The organism is Terriglobales bacterium (assembly GCA_035937135.1).
In the GTDB taxonomy this organism is placed as follows: domain Bacteria; phylum Acidobacteriota; class Terriglobia; order Terriglobales; family Acidobacteriaceae; genus DASYVL01.
Genome location: DASYVL010000073.1, coordinates 21367 through 29189, shown reverse-complemented (window position 1 = coordinate 29189; position 7823 = coordinate 21367). Strand labels below are relative to the sequence as shown.

The following is a 7823-nucleotide window of genomic DNA, read 5'->3' as shown; positions in this document are numbered from 1 at the left end:
AGGGGATTGTCTTCGTCGTACTTTCCGGTGGTGAGCTGCCGGGCAGGGACGGGTTCGTCGGCGGATTGGGGGACGTCCACCACCCAAAGGTGCGTGATGTGCTTGGGATCGAGATAGCCGGGCCCGTTGAAGCGATAGACGGCGCGGGTGATGGTGTGCACGTCGCTCTCGTGTTCGGAGTCGGGCGTTTTCTTGCCGTCCGCGTCGGGCTTGTCGCCAGGCTTGGCGTCGGGCTTGGCTTCGTCTTTTTTCTTTTCGTCCTGCACGCGCTGGCGCACGGCCTTTTCTTTCTTTTGCTTCTCGATGTCTTTGTCGTTGGCCTCGCTGAGGAAGGCGATGCGCTTGCCATCGGGCGACCAGAAGGGCGCCCCGGCGCCTTCGGCGACGTCGGTGAGCTGCCAGGCGTCCCCACCCTCCAGCGACAGGACGTGGATCTGCGGCGGCTGCGGCTTGCCGTCCTTCATCGCAGCGCGCAGAAAGGCGAGGCGCTTCCCATCCGGGGACCAGCGCGGCTGCACGTCATGCGTGCCGGAGGAGAGGCGGGTGGGCGCGGAGCTGCCGTCGGCCGGAACCGACCAGATGGAGGTCTCGTAGCCCTCCCCTTTGTCATCCACGTTGACGCGGGTGAAGGCGACGCGCTTGCCGTCCGGCGAGATCCGCGGGTCGGCGACCCAGAGGAAACGGAAGATGTCTGTCTCCGTGATGAGCCGCTTGGGAGGCTGCTGGGGGAACGCGGCCGAGGCCAGGGCCAGGGCAAATGTGACGACCACAAGACGGCGCAAGCGCATAAGGGAAGCTCCTCGGGGAACGAATGTTATACGTCAGCGGAGCGCGGATTGCCAATTGCCGATTGACGGCCGGGACGGGGAGTCGCTCCAGCCTACCAGGCGCTACAGCGAGAGCGTTGCGGTGTAGAGGCTCTGGTCGGGATCCATTTTGAGCTCGAAGCCGGTCTTCCTGGCCAGGCCCTGCATCTCCTTGTTCTCGGGAAGGATGCTGCCGGTGACGCGCTCCAGCTTTTCGTCGCGCGCGATCTGGGTGAGGCGGCGCATAAGCTCGAATCCCAGGCCGTGGCGTTGGTAGAGGTCGCTCACCAGGATGGCGAACTCGGCTTCGTTCCTGCCGTGCAGTTTGCTGAGGCGGCCCACCGCGAGGATCTCGCGGCCGGCGGCGTCGCCATCGCCATTCGGGGCGTTGCGCTCGGCCACCAGCGCCATCTCCCGGTCGTAATCAATGAAGCAGATGCGGACCAGCCGCTCGTGGGCCACGCGGGTGCTGAGCTGCGTGACCTGGAAGTAGCGCAAGTACACGCTGCGCTCGGAGAGCGTCTGGTGGAAGCGGACAATCTGCGGCTCGTCCTCGGGGCGGATGGGGCGGATGGTTACCGCCGTGCCGTCCTTCATCACCCAGGTGGAAACGTACTGCGAGGGATAGGGGCGGATAGCGGGCAGCGGGATGTCGGCCAGCGCTACCCTTGGTTCGTGCAGCACGACGCGCGCGTCCAGCGCCAGCAGGCGCTCGGAAGAGGCGAGCAGGGGGTTGATGTCGATCTCCTTGATCCAGCGCTGCTCCACCACCAACTGGCTGAAGCGCACCAGCAGGGCCTCGAGCGCGGGGAGGTCCACCGGCTTGCGCCCGCGCACCCCCTGGAGCGCGGTGAAGATGCGCGTCTGCTCCATCAGACGGCGGGCCAGCGTGGTATTCAGCGGAGGCAGCGCCAGAGCGCGGTCGCGGAAGACCTCCACCATTTGTCCGCCCAGGCCAAAAAGGATTACCGGGCCGAACTGGGGATCGAGGCTCGAGCCCAGGATGAGCTCGTAGCCTTCGAGCGAGACCATGGGCTGCACGGTCACGCCCTGAAAGTGCGCCGCACCCGCCTTCTCAGTGACTGCCTGCTGGATGGCGCGGTAGGCATCGACGACGGCGCGCTCGTCCCGCAGATTCAGCTTCACGCCGCCCACGTCGGTCTTGTGGGTGATGGTGTGGGAGAACAGCTTGAGCACCACGGGGTAACCCAGCTCGCCGGCCAGGCGGACAGCCTCGCTCTCGCTCGTGGCTACGCGTGTCTCGACCGTGGGGATGCCGTAGAGCTGGAGCAACTGCTTGGACTCGGCCTCGGTGAGCAGGGTGCGCGCTGAGTCGCGCGTCTTCTGGATGAACGCTTCCGCGTCGGCGCGGCGGCTGGGATGCGACTGCAGGTCGGCCAGCGCGGGGGTCTCATAGAGCCCGCGCAGGTTGTAGGAGGAGCGCCACATGTACTGGAAGGCGCGCGCCGCCGTGTCCGGGTAAGAGAAGGTGGGGATTTCGGCGCGGTTGAGGACCTCTACGCCGCCCGCCACACCGGCTCCACCCATCCAGCTGGCAAGAATCGGTTTGGGAAAAGTCCGCGCATAGGAGGCCACGCGCTCCGCGGTCGCGGCGGGATCGGTCATGCCCTGCGGCGCCATGATGACCAGCATGCCGTCGCTCGCGGGATCGGCGGCGGCGACCTCCAGGGCCTTGGCGTAGCGCTCGGGACCGGCATCGCCCAGGACGTCCACAGGATTGCTGTGGCTCCAGTGGGGAGGCAGGAACTGGTCGAGGGCGTGGAGCGTCGGCGGGGAGAGCGCGGCCAGTTCGCCGCCGGCGGCGATGAGGGCGTCGGTGGCCAGCACGCCCGGGCCTCCGGCGTTGGTCAGGATAGTGAGCCGCGGCCCGCGCGGGCGGGGCTGCTTGCCGAAGACTTCGGCCATGTTGAACAGGTCGCCGATGCTGTTGACGCGCAACACACCGCAACGGCGGAAGGCGGCGTCCAGGACATCGTCGCTGCCGGTGAGCGCGCCGGTGTGCGACGCCGCAGCGCGGGAGGCGGCTTCCGTCCTCCCCGCCTTGATGACGATGATGGGCTTGGTGAAGGCCACCTCGCGCGCGGCGGAGAGGAAGGAGCGCGCGTCGCCGATGGACTCCATGTAAATAAGGATGCTCTGGGTGTTGGGGTCGTCGCCGAGGTAGTAGATGAGGTCGCCCCATCCCACGTCGAGCATGGAGCCGGTGGAAACGAAGGCGCTGAAGCCCACCAACTCCTTCAGGCTCCAGTCGAGGATGGCGGTGAGCAGCGCGCCGCTCTGGCTGAGGAAGGCGACGTTGCCGGGCCGGGCCATGTCCCGCGCGAAGGTGGCGTTGAGGCCGCAGTGTGGGTTCATCACTCCCAGGCAGTTGGGACCGATGAGCCGCATGGGCCCGCGGCGCAGATGCTGAACGATGCGCCGCTCCAGCTCCACGCCCTGGGCTCCGTGCTCCTTGAAGCCGGCGGAGATCACCACGGCGGCGCGCACGCCGGCGTCCACGCATTCGCCGATCACGTCCGGTACGGTGGCCGCAGGGGTGACCACGACCGCCAGATCCACCTTCTCCGGGACCGCCGCAATGCTGGGATAAGCAGGCTGGCCAAGAATCTGCGGATGCGTGGGGTTGACCGGGAAGACCTTGCCACGGAAGGCGGCGAGCAGGTTCTCGAAGACGGTACGGCCGACGCTGCCCACGCGCTCCGTCGCCCCGATCAGCGCCACTCGCTCCGGCCGGAAGAGCGCGTCGAGCGGGCGGGGCTCGGCCCGCAGGAAGTCGTGGGAGGGGTCGCTGGCCTTGGCGGAAGTGGGGTTTACCGGCACCCCTTCAATATCTACTTTAGGGGGCCTGAGTTCAACTGTAGCGGGGAGCTCGCCGGGATCACAGCACCGCAGTCTCTTCCAGCAAGTGGCCCTCGGCGAAGCGCTCCAGGCTGAGGAGGCGGGTATCCACCAGACTGGATTTTCCTTTGAGGATCAGGTCGGCGAGGATTTTGCCGGTGGCGGGGGCGTGCATGACGCCGTGTCCGCTGAAGCCGTTGGCCAGGAAAAAGCCGGGGAGGTCGCGGACGGGGCCGAGTACGGGGTGGTGGTCGGGAGTCATCTCGTAGAGGCCGGCCCAGGCGCGCTTGGGATTCACCGCCACATTCTCGAAGCAGGGAACGCGGTTGGCGGCGCGGGTCAGGATCTTTTCCACGAAGGCGGGGTCGAAATCCGTCTTGAAGCCCGGAGTCTCTTCCGGGTCGTTCCAGGCCAGCAGGAAGCCGAGAGCTTCGGGGCGGAAGTGAAAGCCGTTGGACATATCGATGATCATGGGCGCGCTGTGGGGGAAGGCGTCGAAGGGCTCGGTGGGGACAAGCATGCGGCGCAGCGGCTCGACCGGCAGCTCCACGCCCGCGAGCTTTGCCACCTGTGCCGCCCAGGGCCCGGCGGCGTTGACCACCTTGCGCGTGGCCACCGGGCCGCGTGAGGTTTCGACGCCGGCGATGCCGCGGGCGTCACGCAGGATGGCGGTGACTTCCGTATCGCGCAGCAGGCGCGCGCCTTGCTCGGTGGCGCGCGTCATGAATCCCACCATGGCGCTGTAAGGGTCCACGAATCCGTCGCTGGCGCAGAAGCTGCCGCCCACGACGTCGTCGGAGCGCAGTTGCGGGTACAGGCGCGCGATCTCCTCCGCCGCCAGCAGCCGGACGTCCTTCAAGCCTATCTTCACCTGAAGTTCGTAGTTCGTGCGCAGGTACTTCAAGTGCGCCTCGCTCGTGGCCATGAAGAGATATCCCTGCGGCCGGTAGCCGGAGGGATGGCCGAGGCGCTCTTCGAAGGTCGCGTAGAAGGGGATGGAGTAGAGAGACATCTGGATGTTGACGGGAGTGGAGAACTGAGCGCGCACGCCGCCCATGCTCTTGCCGGTGGAACCCTTGCCCTGATGGGTCTCGCGCTCGATCACCAGGACGTCGCGGCAGCCGGCGGCGGTCAGGTGGTAGGCGATGCTCGAGCCCACGATGCCGCCACCGATGATCACACACTCGGCAGAGTTGGGGAGGTCAGGCATCACTTGGCCTTGATGCGAGCTTCCGTAACTTCCACTTCGTCAATGCCCTTGAAGGAGTAAAGGAGCTTCACCAGGTATTTCGGCGGGTCCTCCGAGGTCTGCCGCAGGATGACGGCGTGGGCGTCCGTGACCGCCGCGTGGAAGAGGACGCCCTCCACCTGCATGCCGGCAAGGTTGACGCTCACGGGCTGGCCGGGCTGGAGCACGGGTGTATTCTACGGCGGCCTCAGGGGCTAAAGCCCCTTCGTTTTGGATTGCTGGGACGGCACGGTCGCTCCGCGAGTCAGGGCTGAAGCCCTACCCTACCAAGCCGTGCCCCTCCGAAGGCTCAACACCCAGTTCTCACTCGCCCATCACTTTGAGAATGACGCGCTTGGCGCGCTGGCCGTCGAACTCGGCGTAGAAGACGCGCTGCCAGGGGCCCAGGTCGAGCTTGCCGGCGGTGATGGGAACCATGACCTCGTGGTGCACCAGCATGCTCTTCAGATGCGAGTCGCCATTCGATTCGCCGGTCTGGTGGTGGAGGTAGTCCTTGCGGAAGGGCGCCAGCTGCTCCAGCCACTGGTCGATGTCGTGGATGAGCCCGGACTCGCTGTCGTTCACGTACACCCCGGCGGTGATGTGCATGGCCGAGACCAGCACCATGCCCTCGCGCACGCCGCTCTTGGCCACCGCTGCCTCCACCTGCGGCGTGATGTGGATGTACTCGCGGTGCTTCTTGGTGTTGAAGGTCAGATACTCGGTGTGGAACTTCATGTGGGCCTCCGGGGATGCCAGGACAGGCGATATACTGTGCAGCTTATATGACGGACTTGGAACAGGGAACGGCGTCGAGTGAGCCCTTCCCGGGCGCGGGGCCTGTCCCCACCGCCGACGAGCGCACCATGGCGACGCTGGCCCACGTGCTGCAGCTGGTGGGCTGGTTCATCGCGCCGCTGATCATCTACTTCAACCGGCGCGAGTCGCGCTTCGTGAAGTTCCACGCGCTGCAGGCGATCTTCCTGCAACTGGCGTACATGGTAGTCTGGGGCTGCTTGATGGTGCTGTGGTTCGCCTTCATCTTCGGAATCGTCTTCACCGGCAACAAGGCCGGGCCGCCGCCGCCCCTCTTCTTCATCCTCCTTCCATTGATGTGGGTGTTTGCGATGGCCATCTGGGTGGGGATGCTGGCGACGGCCATCATCTACGGCATGAAAGCGGGCAATGGAGAGTGGGCGGCGTATCCGGTGATCGGAGGCTGGGCGCGCCGAGTCCTCGAGGACGAGCACCCCGCTCCGGGGCCGCCCGCAGCCTACTGACCGGAGACCGTGCGCCTACCGCTCCGGCGCCTTCAGCGATTCAATCATGTACTTGGGATTCAGCGGTTCGCCCGTGCCTTCCTGCATGATCTGATCGAGGGTGAGCAGGCCGCCGCGGGAGAAAAACTTCTTGCGCAGGAAGGCTCCGGTCTGTGCGTCCCAGTTGCGGCCGAACTTCTGGTCGAGCGCGTGGTGGACCTGCCAGCCCACCATCTCCGCCAGTACGTAGCTCTGCAGATAAATGGGGCCGGTGGAGTAGAACGGATCGAAGGCCCAGGGACGCGTGCCGTGCATCTCCACTCCGATGTAGCGAGAGTAGATGCGGTTGTAGAGCGCGTCCAAGTCCTGGTCGGGGTTGGCGTAGGCCTCGAACTCGAAGACGGAATCGGCGATGGTCTCGCGCAGGTCGAGCAGGTTCTTCAGCCGGTAACGCTCCTGGACCAGCCGCGCCTGCTCCGGCGAGAGCCCGAAGTAGCGCGTGGCCACCTCGGTGCGGTAGAGCATGAGCGCCATCACCTGTCCCAGGCCTTCGTCGAAGGGCTCGGCGTAGGTGCTGCGCAGGATGAACGAAGACTCGTTGCTAAAGCTGTAGTGCAGCCCGTGCCCGGATTCGTGCAGCAAAGTGTCGGTGAAGCGCAGCCCGGTGTACTTGTTCACCAGGATCTTCACCTCTTTGCCGTAAAAGATTGGATAAGTTCCGCCGCCGAAGGTGATGTCGGCGATCTTCACCTCCACGGGCAGGCGGTCGAAGTCGTAGCCCAGCGAAGAGCCCGCCTGTTTGATCTGCGGCCAGGTGGCCTCGGGGATGAACAGTTTCTGCTCAAAGTCGCCGGTCAGGGTGGAGAAGAAATAATCCAGGTCCCAGGGCTCGACCTTCTCGACTTTTAGCTCCGCGCGGATGCGTTCCAGCAGTTGCCGGTAGGGAGCTTCGGTCTGGATTCGGATCTGCTCGAAGGAATCGAGCAGCGCCTTCTGGTTGCCGATGCCCTTGTACTCCAGCATAAATTCGGGGAAGGGACGGTGGGCATGACGGCGGGCCAAGGCGATGCGCATGCGCATGGCGCGCTGGATGCGGCGTCCGGTGACGGCGGTGACCTGCGAGCGCGCCTCCCAGCACTGTCGGCGCAATTTGCGGTCGGGGGAGTGGGCGAGGGTGTTGTTGAGCTCGGCGCGGGTCAGGCGCTTCGAGCCCACACGGTAGCGGAGAGCGTCCTCGTCACGCTCGATGCCCTCGACCAGCGCCGCCAACTGCGGGTCGGCGAAGATGTTGGTGTAGACGGCTTCGCGCAGGAAAAGCTCGCGGCGGCGCGCCAGCACTGGGTCGGAGAACTTCGCAGCCTGGAGCTGGCGGTAGAAGATCGGGTCGCTGACCACGGCGCGGATGCGCTTCTTCAGCGGGAGGATGGAGAGGTTCTTCTCGCCCAGAGCGATGCGATAGTCGGTGCGCCAGTACTCGGCGTAAAGCTGCTCGAGCTTTTCTTCCTTGGCGCTGAGGCGGGCTTCGACGGAATCCGCCGCCTGGGCGGAGGATGCAAGCAGTAGCAAGAGCCACGTCAAGCGCAAGTGGGCGCGCATGGTGGGCTTATTCTAACCGCGGCCGTGGCGGGGCGGGCGAGACGCCCGCCCGGACAGCCGCCGGGACGGCGGCGC

At 65.9% G+C, this 7823-nt stretch carries 7 protein-coding genes; 1 reads left to right on the top strand and 6 read right to left on the bottom strand.

The window, feature by feature from the left end; all coding sequences use genetic code 11:
• From VGQ94_04660 to VGQ94_04640, 5 genes are all read right to left on the bottom strand, one after another.
• Positions 1–788: hypothetical protein (locus VGQ94_04660; protein ID HEV2021798.1), on the bottom strand; the 788-nt coding region annotated here is incomplete at its 3' end.
• A gap of 102 nt (positions 789–890) precedes the next feature.
• A complete protein-coding gene (locus VGQ94_04655; protein ID HEV2021797.1) occupies positions 891–3647 on the bottom strand; it encodes a bifunctional acetate--CoA ligase family protein/GNAT family N-acetyltransferase in 2757 nt (918 codons plus the stop codon).
• Between the two features lie 58 nt (positions 3648–3705).
• Positions 3706–4875, bottom strand: a complete 1170-nt coding sequence (locus tag VGQ94_04650) for an FAD-dependent oxidoreductase (protein ID HEV2021796.1) — start codon at positions 4873–4875, stop codon at positions 3706–3708.
• Positions 4875–5081 carry a hypothetical protein gene (locus VGQ94_04645; protein HEV2021795.1) on the bottom strand — a complete coding sequence of 69 codons (207 nt, stop codon included), beginning with the start codon at positions 5079–5081 and terminating at the stop codon, positions 4875–4877. The genes VGQ94_04650 and VGQ94_04645 overlap by 1 nt, the downstream gene beginning before the upstream one ends.
• 136 nt (positions 5082–5217) lie before the next feature.
• Positions 5218–5631, bottom strand: coding sequence for a secondary thiamine-phosphate synthase enzyme YjbQ (locus tag VGQ94_04640; GenBank protein ID HEV2021794.1), 414 nt, complete (start codon positions 5629–5631; stop codon positions 5218–5220).
• Between the two features lie 47 nt (positions 5632–5678).
• Here VGQ94_04640 and VGQ94_04635 point away from each other — a divergent pair, with 47 nt between their 5' ends.
• Positions 5679–6173: a DUF4870 domain-containing protein gene (locus VGQ94_04635; GenBank protein ID HEV2021793.1), complete on the top strand. Its 495-nt coding sequence runs from the start codon at positions 5679–5681 to the stop codon at positions 6171–6173.
• A 15-nt stretch (positions 6174–6188) separates the two neighbouring features.
• On the opposite strand, the gene VGQ94_04630 is transcribed toward VGQ94_04635, so the two are convergent.
• Positions 6189–7748, bottom strand: coding sequence for a M3 family metallopeptidase (locus tag VGQ94_04630; protein ID HEV2021792.1), 1560 nt, complete (start codon positions 7746–7748; stop codon positions 6189–6191).
• Positions 7749–7823 lie beyond the last annotated feature (75 nt).